We start from the raw sequence: 17733 nt of genomic DNA on the forward strand, positions 1-17733 counted from the left end.
TTTTCACGATAAATGCTTGTTTTAATCACCTTTGTGCGAGGAGTATACTATAGAAATACGGGAATTTAGAATACAACAAACAAAAGCGGCTCTCTCAGTCATTAAAAATAATGCCACTTATCGAACAACTCTACATAGCGATCAAGGCTGGCATTATCAACATCATAAGTGGGTAAAGACTTTGAAACAACACGGTATCTTTCAAAGTATGTCTCGGAAAGGGACTTGTCTTGATAACTCTCCGATGGAGAATTTCTTTGGCATATTGAAACAGGAGATGTATTATGGAGAAAAATTACTCACATATACTGAGCTAAAACAACGAATGGAAGACTACATTTATTACTATAACCATGATCGCATTAAACAAAAATTGAGTGGCTTATCTCCGGTTGAATACCGAAAACAAGACACTCAATTGTCTGCTTAATATTTAATTGAATAAACTCCAACTTTTGGGGTTCACTACAATTTAATCAAGTTGATGCTAGCTTTTTTATTCTCAATAATAATATTAACCTTCTCTATATTGTACATCTTGAGGTGCTAAACCTTCATAAGGTTCGAAAAAAGGTGGTGGATAACTGCCTTCTACTTTTACCCCATACTCTGTCTCAAAATCATATGTATCAGGGATCTCTTCAATCATATCTCCATAAGGGTTATATTGTTCTACAGTGTCATAATCTTCATTATAATTATACAACCAAGCCAAATCCCCGATTAATCGATAGCCGCTCTTTTCAATTAAATAGTCCGCTCGATTATCATAACTATAAAGATATACTTTGGGAGAAAACCCAGATGCATTTGCTATTCTTTGTTGGATATAAGCTTGAATAGGATCTATATCCTTCTTTTCTTCAAATTCTTCCTTTAAAGTTCTAATTTGAATCATTAAAGGAATATATATTTGATCATGATCGACACTTTGAGGATCAAATATTCGATCTGTCTCAAATAAGGACATGGCGAAGTAAATATAGGATTGCAATCTATCTAGTACCTCTAGTTCTCGAGAATTTAGATTTGGTTGGATCTCCTCAATAATAAAAATATGACTCAATAAACTTGTTACTACCTGATAAAACTCGCCGTAGGATAATGAATTATATGAACTTACAATCCTGTCAAAAAACCGATCATAAAAAGCTACAATGATAGGATGAATTGACCTTGGATTTTCTACATCGAGTTGTTCTAATTCTTCAAGTTGGCTCTTATTCCACTCATACTGGGGATCTAAGTAGACAAAGTTATTTTCATCAGCTGTTTGGATAAACTCCATTGCATTCATTACAGGAAATTCATTATTCTCGATTGCTTCGTTATTATTTGAACTAAATATATAGTTGTTTGGAATATCAATTCCATATATTGCTGTGAAGTCCAAGCGCTTTTCGAAAGGTAAGATCCCTCTATCATAAGGGTTCAATTCATCGAAATTGTTTGAATCCTCATTGTAACGCATTATAGTAGTCGGTTGATCAATAAAGAGATTTTCATTTCTCTGGATAATATAAAACCCATCTGACTCTAATTCATAACCATACACTCTAGGATCAAAACCTGTAACTATACCAATCATTTGCATGTGATCATATTGCTTTGGATTTGTTTCTCTCAAAGCTTCAAACTCATTGGTTCTATGAAACCAAATCTCAACGAGTGTGCGCTCTGGAACTGGAAAGTTCGTTATATTAGCTATTTGTTCTTCAATATAATAATCAGATAACACGTCAACAGATAAGTAAATATAGTTTACCAACAAGTCAAGTGCACTTATTTCATCGGTACTAAGTTCTGGTGTCATAGCCTTAATTATATAAGTATGACTTAAAAGTCGTCTTAGTTCACTGATTCGTAAACCTACTTCATCATTAAGTCCATCAAAAAATCGATCAAAAAGTGTCTCAATGATTGGATGATACTCACTTGAGCTGACATAGTTTGGGTAGTCAAGTATATTTAAGTCTTCTAAGGTCCATTCTTCAGTATTCAATTCATCATCAAGATTACTCGCTGAAACTCCAACTATAGAATTTATTGGAATCTCTGACTCTTCTTCATAGCTATTTTTATTCTCATTTTTTATTATTATCTCTTTAGTTATAAATTGCTCTTCAACGGTTCTCCACAAACCTTCAAACTTCCCAGTAACTATTCCTAACACGATAAACAGAAAAATAATAATAAAAACTAGAATTCGTTTTACCCAAACTATAGTTTACACCTCTTTGATAAGTATTTATTAATCAAAATGATTAATTATGTTCTAATACAAATTCTAAATAAATACCATCATCGACTCCCTGATATTTTATACCTTCGTAGTTTTCCATCGCTAAAGCTAATTGATTATTATGATTATAATATAGGTAAAGTTCTTCGTTTAAATAATAATCAATAAAAGCACTAATGATTTCAGTTGGAATCACTGTGGTTGTTACGTCTACATTGTCGACTATTTCTGATCCATCTCCTCTACGAACTGGAATGTTTTTTGTCTCACTATTTATGATATTAAAGCGAAAAATATTATCATCCATGCCTAGAAAGTTTATTCTTCCGTTTTTTTCTAATATAATTGTGGATGGGTAATTAGCTGTTTTTCCGATATACTCACCAGCTTCTAATTCAATCAAATTCACTGAATTAGAAGTATTTAGATAGGTAGACTCAATAGGTTCAGTGATTGGATAAAGCTCATAATCAGCAAGCTTCTCATTTGATGCTCGCGACCAGAAATTATTTGTTACTTCTGATAATTGTTCAAACGTAAAACTTTCATTTGGATTGTCTGCGAAATAATAAGGGTAGTCTCCATTTTTATTTTGATCGAATATATAATGCCCTATTAACTCCGTCGAAACTCCATCTTCAGCCATTCGGAATGTTTTAAACTCACTATAAGACGCACCGCCTGTATTCTCCTGATAAATACGCCCATCATTAGAAAGTGCCGTATATCCTCTTACTGTGAAATGGCTAGATGCTTCTTCTAAAAACACAGTACTAGCATTAGCTACATCATATGTGTAAATGTATTTAATAATTCCATCCTCACTTAGAATTAATTCCTTAATACCATTCTGGTCTATATCATAGAAACCAAAATAAAAACTTGCTGGATATCCAGCCTCTATTATGTCTTCTAACTCTATATTGTATACTTCATCAATCACATTCTGATATGCATTATTCAATGTCTCTTCTAGACCTGAAAAAGATTCTGGCGCAGCCATTCCATTTGTATCCTCAAAACTTTGGAAATTATTCTCAATGCTGACGCCATATTCACTTTCAAAATCATATATAGTTTGTAACATCTGGTTATTACTTGGCACAATTCCTAAACGCTCAACTTGTTTAGTCTCCGGATAATAATTGAAATTTCTAAAAACATCGCCAAAGTAAGCATACCCTAGTTCATAGACAATATAATCTGAGTATTCCGCTGGTTGATAAGAATGAATATGAGGATCTAAGCCTGAATATATTGCGATAATCTGTTTCTCTGTTGCTAGCATAGGATCATTTTGAATCAACTCTTCAAAAGCCTGTATTTGCTCTTCCCAATATTCATTGACAGTATTCGGATAATCAATCATATTTCGTTCTTCTAGTAATGTTCTACGTTTATCCTCCATAAGGTCATTTGCCATCATGATATAGGTTCGTAATTCTTCAAGAGAAGCTAAATCCTGATCACTTAGATTACCTATCATTGTGTCGACAAGAAAAGTATGACCCATTAGTGAATTAATTCTATAATAATAATCATCGTAATGTAGATCATCACTCATTATAATCTCTTCAAATTTTGTAAAGAACGGCTTAATAATCGGATGACTATCTTCACTATAAAACTGTGAATAATCAACAGCTTGAAGCTCCTCTAAACTACTATTATTACTTTCTGTTGGAAGCTGAAAATTAGGTCCCGGCTCAGAAAAAGCTATTGTAGTAGATTCTTCTACACCAGTTGGTGATTGATAGTTATTTTCAACAGCAACTCCATAATCAAGTGTAAAATCATAACTTGCCGGAATCTCATTTCTGGTGTTAATGTTGTAGTCAAACTGGTAAAACTTATTATTTGCCCGGTCATAATGATATTCACCTATCCGGCTGGCTGCATGTGCTCCCAGTGGATTACGATAAGTTACTTGATACATATTAGGCTCATTTGTAATTTCACCTGCCCCCGCATGAAATGATTCTGAAGCCATACCCGTGGCATTGGATATTCGTTGATTAATATCGTATTTTTCTGGATCATCAATTAACAATTGTTGAAAATCAATTATATTTTCTGTCCAAAAATCTACGACTGTTTGAATCTCACCCATCGCATAAGATTGTCTCTCTTCCTCCCGATACATGGCGTGGTAATATATATAGGTTCTTAGATGATTAAGAGCTGCTTTTTCATCCTCCGTGAGATCTGGTGACATGGCTTCGATGATGAAAGTATGTCCTAACATGCTCGGCATTCCCATCACTTTATCTTCTCTAACAAGTTCAAAGTAACGGTCGAACATCGCAGATATGATAGGATGATACTTATTTGTATCTCGATATGCCTCTGGATTATCTAATGCTAATAATTCCTCATATGTCCATTCAGTAGTATCAGGTACTAAATGAATCCAATCTCCTCTATATTTACTATCTGTTGGCTTCTCTAATATTTCCGTTGTATCTTCAAATTTAGCAAAATTAGTTCCTACATAATTTCTCGCAAAATCACATAGCATAGTCAGCTGTTCTTCATCTAAAACTAAATTATATTCATTGCATAAACTAATCACTATGGTTCTAATTTCTTCATCGTTAATCGTCTCGTTCGTTTGTAAAAACTCACTCAACCGCCGTTTAAGCTCACGTACAAAGCGATTTGCTAATTCATCTGAATAGTTAAATTCTTGTTTTAGCCAAAGAATGATTTGTATCTCATCTTCCGCAACTTTTATATCTTCTTCATCTAGTTGGTACCCCATTGAATCTAGCAACGCATAAACTCCAGCTAAAGCACCTTCTCCAGTAACTGGCCTAATTGCAGCAATCTTAATCGTCATATCTTTCGCACCAGCTGTAAGCGCAGCATTTTCATACGTTGTTGCTGTTATTTCTTCAATATTAGTAGGCGTAATCAGTTCAATTTTTAGACCCGTTTCATTTGGAAAAATGGCAGTACTTGATACTACAGAAGTACTCCCATCTGATCCATCATTTAGGTATTTGTCTAAAGTGAATCCATCTAAACGAATGATTGAATTATCCGCAAATTCATTGGCCTCTAATAACTGTAAAGTTCTCAAATACTCATCTGAATTCAAATTCGTTCCCACAGCAGCCATCGGTTCAATCTCTGCTTTTACCGCTTGCTCTTCATTATTCGGTAACTGAGTGCTAACCTGCCCAAGCAATTGTTGAACTGAATCTAAATCCCACACCATATATACAATGCCAACTACCATCACTATTATTATCAATCGTTTAATAAATTTCACTTCAATCCTCCTATTTTTGCTGACTTAATATTGTTCGAATCCACTGTTTCTAAGTCTTTCTATCACTTGGTCTCTCGAAAACTTCGCATCCCAACGCTGATTTTGAGGTCTTAATTTTTCTGGAATTATTTTGCCATTTGCGTCAATAAATACATTTTCAATAAAATAAGAATAGACAAAATTTGTATTAACCCAGTAATTGAATACGATTGTCGCACCATTATCACCATAACGAATCATTGTAGAATGGTAGTCAACCGATCGCGTGGAATCTAATAGCATGTCAGCTCGAAAGTCTTCTTGCACTTTTTGGTCGACTGCTGATCGTAAATCACTCATCCCATTGAGAGAATCTGAGGGCCTCGGAGAACTAACTTGAGGCGCTTCGACGCTCTCTTCTATCGGTTCACTACTTTCATTACTTACAGAAAAATCCTCCTGATTTGAAATAGTTTGTTCTTCTTGACTCGATGATTCTTCTTCGATTTTAACGGTACTTCTTGGCGCATTCATTACACCGCTAGTAATGTCTTTTGTATGGACACCACCCATGTTGGTTGGCATAGAATATTCTTGATAGAATTTTGTACCTACTGATTCCCCATATCGCATAATAAATGGATCTTGTGTCAAAGGATAATACGTTGTGTTCATACCTTGTACAGAAAATAATTGTTCGAGCTGATCAATTCTCATGGCATATACTACAGGCTCAAGCCCAAGTGGGCTACTATAAGATTTAACAGATGTTTGAATAATATTATCATGAGCAAGCCACGCATCGTCAAAAAATGCAGTGTCGACTGTCCAACCCATAGGTATAAACATGCGCTGTATGATATTAGTTAGTGATTGATTATAATTTCTAAGATTTTCTGCTCTTTTAGTTGTGTCCTTCCAAACATCAATATACGTCCGATATAAACCAGTTTGGCCATTATCAGCGAAAAGTTGATAATGATTATTTGCATTATTGTATGCATAATTAATTAATAAGCCTTGAAATATATCTAATAGCCTTTCCTCATCCTCTGTCATTTCATTGGCCATCAATGGATACAGTTCGGTTTCATGCATTAATTGATTAGGCGTCCCATTATGTGTCATTGTCACCTTAAACTCATTAGACATCGCTTTCATTACAGGGGTGAGTTCTTGTGAGCTTTCAAGACTGGTCAGAATATTTTCAATTTCATCATTAGATAATGTTTGACTTATATTTTCTAATTTATCAACGAGAGGCATACTTACAACGATGTCAGATAATTGTTGGAACTTTTCTCCGACTTCGCCATCCATTGCAATAGTTGCATTTGGGTTATCTTCTTGTGAATAAGCATTATCAGAATGAACGACAACAACGGATAACAAGACAATCAATAGAATAATTAACTTAGACATATTTTCTCCTTTTTACCAACTGTATTATTTAATACAAACATCCAAAAATTCCGTTTTATGAACATTAACTACTTCTTAGCTTTGATAATTTTTATCAATTTTTTACTCATTCACGTGTAAAATCTCCTATGAATTTAATGGTGTTATAAAATAACTATACCAAATCCATCTTTTAACAAAAGATTTGTTGCATATATGCATTAATTATGAATTTTTGATACTTTTATAAAAACTTTTATAAAAATCTATTATATATAAATTATAATTAAAACACTTATGTTTTGCATGTCCGTATCATCGATAGGTAATAAATTCTATTCGCTATCTGGTATAGTGCTGAAGATAGTTATTTTTAACAATTAACCTCATCATCTTACTAAAATAAAAGTCATAGGATTTCTTTTCCTATTTCTTTAGATTTCTTCTTTAGGAGGAAGAGCATCAAGCTGTAACTCGCCATAATCAATATCGAATAAATCAAATAATTGTCGCAAGCAATTCATTTTTCCGAAATTTGAGATTGAAGTTTTAAGATAGACACTAGGCATAATCTTTGTTCTCCTAATATCCTCGTAATCTGTAAATATAGTGGTATAGCCACTCTTTAATCGGCTACTTGCTAACTCCATAATTTTATTGGGATTATCTCTTGCTAGTCGTTTAATCACTTGAATGAACATCTCTCGCCAGGTAGTGGCTTCTTGATAATCCTCATCAACAAAAATAAATCCTTTTATTTTGTAGCCCGTATATGTTTCTTCACCATCATAAACGTATAAGTTTGAATCTTCAGTGGATTCTATGGGATGATAAGTTGTCTCTGGGAATTGCCAAACCTTTAATGCTTGTTCAATTAATTGATTACGTCTTTTGAGTATCTCCTCTTTTCCCCACTCGTTTGTTGCCTTAGGGATTTGATTCAGAAAACTAAAGTGGCTCTCATTAAACCCTTTTTCAATATTTTTCTTCTCGTGAAAGGGTCGATTACTATATTTTGAATTATATCCTGTTAAAGTTAAATTCCCAAGATTATTTAAATAATTAGCGTGAATTTCTTGATAGCCCTCACCTAATTCACTCTTCCATGTACTGTTCAATTTTTGTGGCATAATATGCTCCACAGTAATATCTCCAGATTCAATCCCTTCGTATATATTAAGCGTTTCAACATGATTTGTATTTTCTAAGCGTTCAAAAAAGTAGGACCTAAATTTAGAGTTAACATTATACATATCTCTTAATTCGAGTGAATTCTGAACATCCTCATCAGTCGGGAAATAGCCAGATCGTTGTTTATTTAATAGGACAAAAGCAATCACTTCTGATGGTTCAATATCTTCGTTACGATATTTGGTTAAATCTCGATATAAGGTAGCCATAATTTTATTGAGTGCATTGGAAGGGGTTTGTGTAATCATTCGCCGAGCTACGTAATTTTCAATTATTCTTAATATCTTAGCAACTTGATCCTCATTAATGATATGCTCGTTATAATCCCTTAATATAGCCATTAAAAAAGGACGAATAACGGTTACTTCTAATTGATTAAAACGATACAATATAACATCAATTGTACGATTACCTGTATGATTCTCTAATATTTGTTGATAGGCAAAAGCATACTCCGCTAATTGTTCGAAAAATTCTCTCTTGTCTATAGAATGAGTTGCATAGTAATCTCTGAACACTTCATAAATCTGATTTCGATTAGGTGTCTTCGCTAATTTTAAAGTTAAGTAATATCTAAAAAATTCACTGACATCGTAATTTGTCCGCTCTTCGATTGGTTCCCAGAAATAATTGAACAAAAATTCTTGTTCTGTTTGTTCTTCATCCATTAGCAGATAATTTCGAATGCGGTCTGCATCAGTCAAACTTAAGCCAGTGGAATTCAGACTTTCAAAGATTAATTGCGGATCATCTTCTGGTGAGTTTAAGTTGACAATCATCACTTCTAATTTCCGATAGGCATCTAATAAATCTGAAATTGAGATAGGAAAGTGTTCTAATTGATCGTAGAAATAATGATAGTTACGGGTGATATTTGATGCTTCAATATAGTATTTGGGTTTATCAAATAACTTTTTATATGCTTCAAAATCTTTAGGATTTGATTCTAACCGATAATTATTACCAGGCTTGGCCCACTCATCGATCAAGAAAGTATTGATAATTTTCTCTAAATTGATTTGACGATCTTCTAACTCATTGTCTTTTAACCATTTTCCTATTGCTAATAATAATATCGAAACCGTCGTCAATCGTTGTTGACCATCAATAATAATCGTCTCTTGATGTAAACTGCCTGGTTTGACTACAAGACTACCAAAGAAATGTGTCTTCCTTTCTTCTTTATGAGTCGTAAGTAAATCTTCTAACAATCTTTTGCAGTTATCAATATGCCAGTCATAATTACGCTGATAGACTGGAATATAAAACCGCGAGGAACCACGCATAAATTCAGATAAATTTTTGATGCCACCATCCATATCTTAATAATCCTTTCTACTCATTCGCCACATGCAACCCATCCCAATGCTCTGCCTGTTTAATTACCAACTGAATGGCTTCCTTATAATTACCAGGATACTTATACTTCTTCAATAAGCGCTTGATAGTTCTTCTAACATTTGCTCTACCTGACTCCCGCATCATCCAATCAGACGTCATTTCTTCGGAAATTGCTTTCGTTAATTCTTTAGTCAGTTCAATTAACTGCACATCAGTATAGAAATCTTGGACATTTTCTGAGTTAGTGACCGCATGGTAGAAAGCCATCTCTGAACGCGATAGCCCCATATTCTCATGCTCTTTTTCTAGTGCTAAAGCTTCTTTTGCAAGGTCAATTAAGGATTCTCGTGTAGTATGGAGATTAAATTCTTTATTATCTTTATTGGACTCATCAACTAAATCAGCAATCCCCGCAAAACGGTCTAAGTTTTCGGCATTATCAACTAGACCATCACGGTATCTCTTCATAATTCGTCGCAGTCTTTCAGAAAATTCTTCTCCCTTAACAACGTCTGTTCGAGTGATGGAATGAATTTCATCGGTTAATAATTTATTCAGTAATTCAACTGACAAATTCTTCTGCTCCATTTCTTCGATTTTCTTCAGGAAATTAGGATCGAATAAACTGAAGCCACGTTCAAAGTCTTTAAAAAGATTAATGACTCCCTCACTTTGGATTGATTGATGCAAGAGTTCACTGATTTGTAGATTGATTTCTCGTTTAGAAAGACCTTTTTCACCTTGGATACGATTGATACTTATCCGTACTGCCTCAATATACGCAGCCTCTCGTTGTTCACTCTCAGTCGTAATGGACGAACATAAGGTATGGGCCTGTTTTAAAGCATAGGATTGGTCTTTAAAGTCTTTCTGTCTCATTTCATCGTAAGATAAGATGTGATTGATTCCCTCTGTTATCAATCTAGCCATCTTTACATCGGTTATACCTTTTGAAAAAATGATAGAGTAATTAAATTGATTAAAGAAGACATTACGACAGACTTCAAGTTTTTCTTGAAATTTAGGATAAGCTGAGTCACGAATATCAGCATTATCTATCGCTTCTTGATCAGCCTTCGTATAATCATTCATCGACTCTTTAAGAGCCTTTCCGATTCCAATATAATCGACAATTAAGCCGCCTTCTTTGTCTTCAAAAACGCGGTTTACACGTGCGATCGCTTGCATTAAGTTGTGTGCTTTCATCGGCTTATAGATATACATAGTCGCCATGGAAGGGACATCGAATCCAGTCAGCCACATGTCCACTACTATCGCAATCTTCATTGAATCTGAGTTGTCTTTAAACTTACGAGCGAGGTCATCGCGGTCAGCTTTTGACCCGATAATTCCCTTCCATTCTTCTGGGTCATTATTATTGCCCGTCATGACGACTTCTACTTTTTCTTGCCATTCAGGTCGTAACTCTAACATTCGTCGGTACATCTTTAAGGCAATGCTTCGATTGTAAGCAACAATCATGGCTTTCCCAGTTAAAAGGTGTTCTCGTGTATCTTCATAGTGATTTATAATATCATTTACTAACGTGTCAATTGCTTGTTCAGATCCTAAGATAACTTCTAAGCGACTGAGCTCTTGCTTACTTTTCTCGATTTCAGATTCTTGGGCTTGGTCAGCTAACTCTTTGTACTTAGCATCTATTTGCTTTAAGATGCTCTCATTCAAATTAAGATTTACAACACGATTTTCATAATAAATAGGTTTGGTGGCGCCATCTTCCACCGACTGTGACATATCATACACATCAATGTAATTACCAAATACTTCCCTAGTGTCCTTATCATTCTCAGAAAGGGGTGTTCCAGTAAAACCGATATAGGTAGCATTAGGCAATGATTCCCGTACCAAGCGAGCCATTCCGCGTTGAACCTTACCTTCACGACTAACTCGTTCTCTTAAACCATACTGTGAACGGTGTGCTTCATCTGCAATCACAATGACATCTTCCCGATGCGTTAAAGCTTCTTCTGATTCTGCAAATTTTTGCATGGTTGTAAAGAATATACCATGGGATTTTCGGTCGTTTAATAGTTCTTTTAAATGATCACGTGAAGCCGCTTGAACGGGAGTCTGCCGCAAGAAATCTTGTGTTCTTGAGAACTGACCGTACAGTTGGTCATCTAAATCGTTTCGATCTGTTAATACGATAAAAGTAGGATGGTCTAGAACTCGCGTCATCAATTGAGTATAGAATACCATCGAGAGAGATTTCCCTGATCCTTGTGTATGCCAGAAAACACCCCCACGCCCATCCCCTTTGCCCATTGCTTCAAGGGTGGATTGAACAGCCTTATGAACTGCAAAATATTGATGATATTGCCCCATAATCTTGACAATCGTGGATTCTTTGTGTTCAAATACAATAAAGTTTTTAATTATATCCAAGAAGCGCTCTTTATGTAAGATACCTGCTAGTAATGTCTTATAGTCAGCATAATGTGACTTTTGATAATTACCATCTATTGACTTCCACTCCTTATACCAGGCTTCATTCGACGAAATTGTCCCAACTTTTGTATGAGTAAAGTCAGAAATGATATTAAAGGCATTGTAAACAAACAGTTCTTCAATATCATACTGATAATTTCTAATCTGACGATAAGCACTTGAGATATCAGATTGTGTAGATATCGCCGACTTCAATTCGATAACTACAAGTGGTAAACCGTTGAGGAAGATGACAATATCCGGACGCTTTTGATCTTTACCGATGAGAGTAAACTGATTCGTTAACATGAAATCGTTATTATCTATATCTTCATAATCCACTAAATGAACACGGGTTGTTTTCTGTTTACCAGCTAAGTAATGACTTACCTCTACTCCGTTTTGAAGATAGTCAAAGAAGCGTTCATTTCGACTCTCAAGTAATCCAGCGTCAATATGGGATACTAAATGAATGGCTCGCTCAATGACATCTAAAGGAACATCTGGATTAACTTGGACTAGTGAATCTTTCAAAACTTCCTCTGCCAACGGCACTTTATAACTCGCTCTTACGATTTCCTGTTGAGGGACAAAGTGATAACCCAAGTCTTGAATCTCAGCTACGAAAACATTCTCTAAGCCATCCTCCATAAAGCGTACATTTGACATCTTGTCACCTCCTATTCTACTGTGTCAACATCTCCTACTCGAATTTCACCTGACATGAGTTTTGGTAAAAGCAAATCTCTCATTAAAACTAATTTCTGATTCTGAGTATCTAACTTTTCAATTAAATCATTCACTGGGTTGATAATTTCATTAAAATCTTTCAAAACCTCTTTTGATGGTATAGCTAACTTTATTTTATTTATTTGGGTTACTTTAATACTAGGTTGTACACTTCCGATATTGTATGACACCAATGTTAAATGATTGTATTTAAACCATTGATACATAAATAGGATTAAGTCTTTATCAAATCGAAAGGCAACAACATTTTGAGCTATTGTACCTAAATCTTTTAAATATAACTTACAGTGACCAATACTACCTACTGTCGATAACAAAATATCACCATACTGTGGATGTCCACTTCTAAACCATGTTTTGTAAATTGTAGAGTCAACATATTTAGTTGCTTTACCATAATCAATAAGTCTATTAGAAGACTTTAATGTTGCCACATCTATTATAGGGAAATTTGTCTGTTCACTCGATAATGGTGGCGTTTTACCACGGTTATCTATAATTTCAGATATTTTTTCTAGAGTATTCACTTCCCAATTTTTAGGAATATTACCCACATCGCTATGGGTATAACCCCTCTCCAAGAATAGTTCAAAATCTACAATCCATGATTTAAAAATCGTTTGCGCTTGTTCTTCGAGATTAGCAATAATTGCATTATTATTTTCTATTTTATCATCGAAAGATGAGAGGAGATTAGCTATAGCTATCTGATCTTTGTAAGTAGGAAGTAATATTTCAAACTCTTTCATTACTTTTCCAGAAACTTCGGCAAATGTACTTCCACTACCTACATTTTTTATTTTATCTGTATTATATTTTAATAGGTAATAAACAAAATCAGAAGTAGTCACATTGCAGTTAGGAATTATAGACTTAAATCCTTGATTAGTCGAAACATCATTTGAAGCAATAGCCACATAACCAATAGGGGCTCTTGAAGAGAATATTACCGTTCCTTTAGGATATAATTTAGCACTGGATTTTTGTAAACCTAATTCAGTTATATTACGCTCGCCTTTACTTATATATTTTTTATTATAATTCGATAAGTCTTTAGGTGTGAGCCAAGGTATGGTTCCGTTGTCATAATATTCTTTTACTTTTGTAGAAGGTGTCCCACCACCCACAATTTTCCCTATAGTATTTAAGGTTGTTTTCTTCCAACCATCCGGAATGTTATAAATCAAATCCAATCCCACCTAACTGTTCTCTAATTGCTTCTTCTAGTTTATGAGACTCAGTGAGTAATTCTCCGAGCTCTGCAGTTAACCCTTCCATCTTTTCTTCAAATGGAATCCCATCATCTTCCACTTCTTCTAAGCCAACATAACGGCCTGGTGTTAAAACGAAGTTATTTTGTTCAATTTCTTCTAAATCAGCTTCATGAACATAGCCTAATCTTTGAACGTCTTCACCTTTCACGAAACGGTGATAGGCATTCGCAATTTTATCAATATCTTCTAAGGATAACTCTCGGTGAGCTCGCGAAACCATGTGACCTAGACTGCGCGCATCAATGAAGAGTGTCTTTCCTTTTTTCTTTTTATTTTTATTGATAATCCAAAGAGAAACAGGGATGCCTGTTGAATAGAATAATCGTTCAGGCATAGATATAACCGCTTCTACTAAATCATCTTTAATGATATTTGCACGAATTTCTCCTTCTCTCCCGCTGGAAGATAAGGAACCATTAGCAAGAACGAGACCTAACTTCCCATTCGGAGCCAAGTGATAAATCATATGCTGCATCCAAGCATAGTTAGCATTACCTTCTGGGGGTGTTCCGTATTGCCAACGACCGTCTTCTGCTAACTTATCGCCACCCCAATCACTCATATTAAAAGGTGGATTCGCTAAGATGTAATCTGCACGCATACTAGGGTGTTGATTATTATAGAAGGTGTCAGCAGCTCCTTGACCTAGATCTCCTTCTAATCCATGAATGGCTAAGTTCATTTGTGCCAATTTCCAAGTATTAGCGTTCGCTTCTTGTCCATAGATTGATAAGTCATTGACACGACCACGATTGCGTTCGACAAACTTTGCTGATTGAACAAACATCCCACCAGCCCCACAACATGGGTCATATACTCGCCCTTCATATGGTTCCAAAATCTCAACTAAGGTACGTACAATACTCGATGGCGTATAGAATTCTCCAGCGCGTTTACCTTCTTGTTCTGCAAACTGAGCGATTGCGTATTCATAAGTACGTCCTAAAATATCTTTAGAGTTACCTTGTTCTTTTAATTTTAGATTATCAAAAAGTGTGACGACCTCACCTAAACGTCTTTTATCAAGCTCAGGTCTGGCATAGTTTTTAGGTAAAATTCCACTTAAGCGGTCATTTTCCTTCTCGATTGAAACCATTGCTTCATCAATTACTTTACCGATTTCAGGTTGAATTGCATGTTTGGAGATATAGTCCCAACGTGCTTCTTCAGGGACGAAGAAAATATTTTCGGCTAAATATTCATCACGGTCTTCTTCAAAACCATCACCTTCAGCCACTAACTCTTCATAGCGTTCAATGAAACTATCTGAAATATACTTCAAAAAAATTAGTCCTAAGACGATGTTTTTGTATTCGGCAGCATCTATATTTCCTCTTAATTTATCTGCTGCTTTAAAGATTTCTTTCTCAAAGCCTAAATTGGCACTGTTCACTTCTGCTGACATATCATTACCTCTTTACATATTTTTTATTGAAAACGTAGTCTATACTAGAATTGTAAAATCTATATATATTATAGCATATCCCATATGATAACCCTTACCTAATTTGTGCTACTCTCACCAAGTTTTTTGGCGTAACTCATTATAAAGTTAAGTATCTACTATACCTTGAATGTTATGTATCAACTGAAGACAATCATCAAATGGACGTTAAGCACCCCACATCGATGGAAATCAATGCGGGGTGCTTTGTCCAAATTTTATATTTAAGAGTAAATCTTATGGCTACTATATCATTGGCACAATTGAACAGGTCGTTGTTAGACCTCAATTTGAAAACGACATATATGAAGTAAACTGGAATTCCAGAACTTCCTTTTACCCGAAATAAAATACATTACTATCAACTATGGCATCTCATGATAGGCTTCAAAAGCGCTTATTATTAACCGATCTAGTTCACTGAAGTTATATGGAAAAGCATTAACCCCACTAAATTCAATACTCTTAAGGCCATTTGAATAGTAGACTTCTAAATCCCATGATGTACCATCCAAAACTTCTTGGCCATAATCTCTGTCTAAGTAACTCTCACGCCATTCTCCCATGTTCAACCTTTTAACGGTATTTAAAAATTCTCGTTTACCCATTTTCTCTTTGGTGTTTTCTAAATCTAACTGTTGGAAATCATTGAGAGTTAATTCTTTACTGACTTCAACTAGTTCCTTCTCAAATGTCACCTCATAATTTTCAAAACCACCAAAATAGCCGCCTATACTGTACTTAATGCTTTGGATATAGTGGATATTATCTTGAAACTTTGAGGCAATCATATCTTCTTCTAAACGTTCAACATTACCGCCTAATCTCTCTATAGCCCTATAGGTATCACGTAAATACAAGCGGTGTTTATTTATTTTTGAAAGTTTACTTCTATCCGGACTCTTTAACACAGGCACGTTAGATTTTTCTATTTCGTACTTCAGTTGATTTATCTCTTCTTTAATTTTTAAACTATAGGCTTTTAATTCTTTTTCATTTTTTCCTTCCAAAACCTTTTGGTAGTGTTCTTTAAGTGTAAGCATCTCGGAAACTCCTTTACAACTTGCTGACAAAGTAGTGGGAGCGAACTATCTCTAGTTCCTTTTATTGTATTCAATCGTAATAAACTCCGGTAAATAACTAGGCGTACATCCTTTTGAGACGATTTCATCTTTATAAAGTCCCGTTCTCTCACCTAGTTCAATACAGCAGGCGCGATACTGCTCATCATAGACGCCGATCCAGCCTGCCATTATTTTTGATTTCCTTTATTGAAGTACTGGTTCATTTGTGACTTATCAGTTCTAGAAAAAAGTCGTTTAATGAAATTGTACTACATTAATTCACCTTCAGTATTTCAAATTTAAAGCCAAGGTATTGATAATTTTGTTTTCTATACATTTCTCTAGGAGTATCTGTTCCATCCGCGAGTAAAATGATTGTTCTGTTAGGATATGACGTCATCGCAAACTGTTGCAAACGACTTCCAATCCCTTTCTTTTGGTAGAGTTCACCAACGGATAAATCATCTATTTCAACTGTTTCTTTAGAAATAATAAGGTCGACGTAGCCTACCGCTACTCCCTTATAAAAGGCTAGTACTTGTTGGATCATTAGATTATCAAATTGACGGCGAGTAAGTTCTTTCTTCTGTTCAGCAAATTCTTCACCGAACTCCAAGTCCTGTTGATATTTCAGGTTGACCAAATTTTCTAACGTTTCCCGAGTTACGCTCTGAATCTCGATGTCAGAATTACCAGGTAATATAGGGAAATCTGTCGGCTTAATCGCGTACAATTCCAGCAACCCAACACCATATCCTATTTCCTTCAAGAATGCTTTTAAGTCTACTTGGGGGTTATAGTTAACAGGAAAAAGGAATTTGAGATGATTTTGACCTCTCTTCTGATGGAATTCTTTCAAATACTCCTCAGCTTTTATAAATTCCTGTAGGGTTGAGCCTTGTTTAAATTCAATGAAGTTACTGTCATACCTGACTAACATTTCAGGGTAATGATAATGTCGATAGTGTTCATTCTCTAAGACTATTTCTCCGAGTGTGTAAGTGTCAGTGAAGCTTATTTGGTTCATAGAAGGGTCCTTTCTTTCGAATCGGATCTTGAAGATAGATCGAAAAGAGTTCTTATATTACTTATTCAAAGAGGAACCAGAAATCGAGACATTTCTTGAAAATGGACCCATTGAAATTATTGATGAAAAACAGATTGCTTCCACAGCTAGAAAAGCAATTAATAATACAACGATGAAATCATCTGCCGCTTCTTTTGTTTCAGGACTTCCCGGAGGTGTTGCTGTTGTAGCATCAATCCCTGCCGATATTTTACAGTTTTATGACATGTCGATTAATTTAGCTCAAAAACTGATGTAC

General features: G+C 35.0%; 11 protein-coding genes and 1 pseudogene. 2 read left to right on the forward strand and 10 right to left on the reverse strand.

Annotation, left to right across the window (positions count from 1 at the left end; genetic code table 11):
- The first annotated feature begins 31 nt into the window (after positions 1-31).
- On the forward strand, positions 32-430 hold the full coding sequence (locus ACTQ45_RS06170; RefSeq protein WP_441763250.1) for a transposase: 399 nt from the start codon (positions 32-34) through the stop codon (positions 428-430).
- A gap of 84 nt (positions 431-514) precedes the next feature.
- Here ACTQ45_RS06170 and ACTQ45_RS06175 read toward each other — a convergent pair whose 3' ends face one another.
- From ACTQ45_RS06175 to ACTQ45_RS06220, 10 genes are all read right to left on the reverse strand, one after another.
- Positions 515-2173, reverse strand: a complete 1659-nt coding sequence (locus ACTQ45_RS06175; RefSeq protein WP_441763251.1) for a hypothetical protein — start codon at positions 2171-2173, stop codon at positions 515-517.
- Positions 2174-2264: 91 nt separating this feature from the next.
- Complete coding sequence (locus tag ACTQ45_RS06180) at positions 2265-5516, reverse strand: DUF1002 domain-containing protein (RefSeq protein ID WP_441763252.1); 3252 nt, start codon at positions 5514-5516, stop codon at positions 2265-2267.
- A gap of 24 nt (positions 5517-5540) precedes the next feature.
- The gene (locus ACTQ45_RS06185; RefSeq protein WP_338486716.1) at positions 5541-6917 is read right to left on the reverse strand and encodes a hypothetical protein; all 1377 of its coding nucleotides are present in this window, start codon (positions 6915-6917) and stop codon (positions 5541-5543) included.
- 413 nt (positions 6918-7330) lie between these two features.
- Positions 7331-9406: a DUF262 domain-containing protein gene (locus ACTQ45_RS06190; protein ID WP_441763253.1), complete on the reverse strand. Its 2076-nt coding sequence runs from the start codon at positions 9404-9406 to the stop codon at positions 7331-7333.
- A gap of 16 nt (positions 9407-9422) precedes the next feature.
- Positions 9423-12545 carry a type I restriction endonuclease subunit R gene (locus ACTQ45_RS06195; RefSeq protein ID WP_441763254.1) on the reverse strand — a complete coding sequence of 1041 codons (3123 nt, stop codon included), beginning with the start codon at positions 12543-12545 and terminating at the stop codon, positions 9423-9425.
- A gap of 11 nt (positions 12546-12556) precedes the next feature.
- On the reverse strand, positions 12557-13813 hold the full coding sequence (locus ACTQ45_RS06200; protein ID WP_441763255.1) for a restriction endonuclease subunit S: 1257 nt from the start codon (positions 13811-13813) through the stop codon (positions 12557-12559).
- On the reverse strand, positions 13803-15305 hold the full coding sequence (locus ACTQ45_RS06205; protein WP_441763256.1) for an N-6 DNA methylase: 1503 nt from the start codon (positions 15303-15305) through the stop codon (positions 13803-13805). The genes ACTQ45_RS06200 and ACTQ45_RS06205 overlap by 11 nt, the downstream gene beginning before the upstream one ends.
- A 404-nt stretch (positions 15306-15709) precedes the next feature.
- Positions 15710-16387 (reverse strand): hypothetical protein, encoded by a 678-nt coding sequence (locus tag ACTQ45_RS06210; RefSeq protein ID WP_441763257.1) that lies wholly within the window; start codon positions 16385-16387, stop codon positions 15710-15712.
- A gap of 51 nt (positions 16388-16438) precedes the next feature.
- A complete protein-coding gene (locus ACTQ45_RS06215; protein WP_441763258.1) occupies positions 16439-16597 on the reverse strand; it encodes a hypothetical protein in 159 nt (52 codons plus the stop codon).
- 85 nt (positions 16598-16682) lie between these two features.
- Positions 16683-17435 carry a GNAT family N-acetyltransferase gene (locus tag ACTQ45_RS06220; RefSeq protein ID WP_441763259.1) on the reverse strand — a complete coding sequence of 251 codons (753 nt, stop codon included), beginning with the start codon at positions 17433-17435 and terminating at the stop codon, positions 16683-16685.
- 28 nt (positions 17436-17463) lie between these two features.
- On the opposite strand from ACTQ45_RS06220, the pseudogene ACTQ45_RS06225 reads away from it, so the two are divergent.
- Positions 17464-17733, forward strand: a pseudogene (locus ACTQ45_RS06225) (hypothetical protein); the annotation flags it as partial.

This window comes from Fundicoccus sp. Sow4_D5 (assembly GCF_052116365.1).
Lineage (GTDB): Bacteria > Bacillota > Bacilli > Lactobacillales > Aerococcaceae > Fundicoccus.

Bases quoted from the DNA above. Each gene is read 5' to 3' on its own strand.
- ACTQ45_RS06195 (WP_441763254.1), bottom strand. From the start codon at position 12,545: ATGTCAAATGTACGCTTTATGGAGGATGGCTTAGAGAATGTTTTCGTA.
- ACTQ45_RS06205 (WP_441763256.1), bottom strand. From the start codon at position 15,305: ATGTCAGCAGAAGTGAACAGTGCCAATTTAGGCTTTGAGAAAGAAATC.
- ACTQ45_RS06215 (WP_441763258.1), bottom strand. From the start codon at position 16,597: ATGGCAGGCTGGATCGGCGTCTATGATGAGCAGTATCGCGCCTGCTGT.
- ACTQ45_RS06220 (WP_441763259.1), bottom strand. From the start codon at position 17,435: ATGAACCAAATAAGCTTCACTGACACTTACACACTCGGAGAAATAGTC.
- ACTQ45_RS06210 (WP_441763257.1), bottom strand. From the start codon at position 16,387: ATGCTTACACTTAAAGAACACTACCAAAAGGTTTTGGAAGGAAAAAAT.
- ACTQ45_RS06190 (WP_441763253.1), bottom strand. From the start codon at position 9,406: ATGGATGGTGGCATCAAAAATTTATCTGAATTTATGCGTGGTTCCTCG.
- ACTQ45_RS06185 (WP_338486716.1), bottom strand. From the start codon at position 6,917: ATGTCTAAGTTAATTATTCTATTGATTGTCTTGTTATCCGTTGTTGTC.